The organism is Micromonospora endophytica (genome assembly GCF_003236305.1).
GTDB classification, from domain to species: domain Bacteria; phylum Actinomycetota; class Actinomycetes; order Mycobacteriales; family Micromonosporaceae; genus Micromonospora; species Micromonospora endophytica.
The window spans coordinates 1-1,435 of the sequence record NZ_POTX01000455.1 but is presented as its reverse complement, the minus strand read 5'-3'; the positions used below and the strand labels follow the sequence as shown (position 1 = coordinate 1,435).

Here is a 1,435-nt window from a genome sequence, read left to right as displayed (position 1 = left end):
GGCCGAGGGCGGGTCAGCGGCGGGGGCCGAGGGCGGCTTCGACGGCGCGGCCCAGGGCGGCCACCACCAGGCCGACCGAGGGGCGGACCACCGAGTCTTCCAGGCCCACCTCGCCGGAGAAGCCGGCACCGGTGGCGATCTCCGCCAACCGGTGGCGGGCGTCGTCGGCGGCGGCGCCGGTGACGCCGAGCGCGGACTCCATCCGCAGTACGGCGACCAGGGTGGCCAGGGCTGCGGTGCGCTCGTCCGGGGCGGCCCCGGTCAGCGCGGCGGCGAGCCGCTGCCGGGTGTCGGCCTCCACCGAACCGTCCAGCACCGGATAACGGTGTACGTGGATGAAACCCAGCTCGGTCTCGTCCACGTCCCGCACGACGCCGTGGTCGCAGAGGTCGCCGAGGATACGGTCGCGTAGGCCGTGCCGCAGTCGCTGCACCCACGAGGATGGGCTGTGCGGCGTGTCGGCGGCGATCCGGGCCAGCACGTCGTCGGTGATCGGCTCGCCGGTCGGCGTCGGGTCGACCGCGGTGAGGGTCCCGTCGGCGTACGCGATCCGCTCGGCGAGCGCCAACTCGATCAGGACGGCAGCAGCCATGCCGAGGTCGAGGCTGATCCGCGGCATCGTCGACTTACCGGTCTCGTCGTCGTACGCGAGCAGCAGCAGTTCCTCGGCGAGCGGAACACCAGTCATGCTCCGAGACGCTAGTCGCAGTACGCCACCTCGTGCGGGACAAATCCCGTGGCTCAGAACCGGGGCATGCCGCCGAACTGCCGGTCACCGGCGTCGCCGAGTCCCGGCACGATGAACTTGCTGTCGTTGAGGCCCTCGTCGATGGCGGCGGTGACCAGGCGCAGCGGCAGGCCGGAGCGTTCCAGCCGGTCGATGCCGGCTGGGGCCGCAAGCACGCAGAGCACGGTGATCTCGGTGCAGCCGCGCTCGGCCAGCAGCCGGCAGCAGTGTTCCAGCGAGCCGCCGGTGGCGAGCATCGGGTCGAGCACCAGCACCGGCAGTCCGGCCAGGTCGCGGGGCAGCGACTCCATGTAGGCGCGCGGTTCGAACGTCTCCTCGTCGCGGGCCAGCCCGACGAAGCCCATCGACGACTCGGGCAGCAGCCCCAGCGCGGCGTCGGCCATGCCGAGACCGGCCCGCAGCACCGGCACCAGCAGCGGCGGGTTGGCCAGTCGGGTGCCTTCGGTGGCGGTGACCGGGGTCCGCACCGGGTACTTCTCGATCGGGAAGGAGCGGGCTGCCTCGTACACCAGCATGGTGGTGAGTTCGTGCAGCGCGGCCCGGAACGAGGCGGAATCGGTCCGTTCGTCCCGCATGGCGGTCAGCCGGGCCTGGGCGAGCGGGTGGTCAATGACGAGTACGTCCACGATCGCTCAACCTACCCGCCCGGGACACCGATCCCGCAGCCCCGGCCCCGACCAGCGACAT

Annotated in this window: 2 protein-coding genes; both read right to left on the bottom strand. The window is 72.4% G+C overall.

The window, feature by feature from the left end; genetic code table 11:
* Window positions 1–13: 13 nt before the first annotated feature.
* Window positions 14–688: a GOLPH3/VPS74 family protein gene (locus C1I93_RS30450; protein WP_111246679.1), complete on the bottom strand. Its 675-nt coding sequence runs from the start codon at window positions 686–688 to the stop codon at window positions 14–16.
* 53 nt (window positions 689–741) lie between these two features.
* Complete coding sequence (upp, locus tag C1I93_RS30445) at window positions 742–1,374, bottom strand: uracil phosphoribosyltransferase (RefSeq protein WP_111246678.1); 633 nt, start codon at window positions 1,372–1,374, stop codon at window positions 742–744.
* Window positions 1,375–1,435: the final 61 nt, after the last annotated feature.

Excerpts from the sequence above, each read along its gene's own strand:
- C1I93_RS30450 (WP_111246679.1), bottom strand. The coding sequence starts at position 688 with ATGACTGGTGTTCCGCTCGCCGAGGAACTGCTGCTGCTCGCGTACGAC.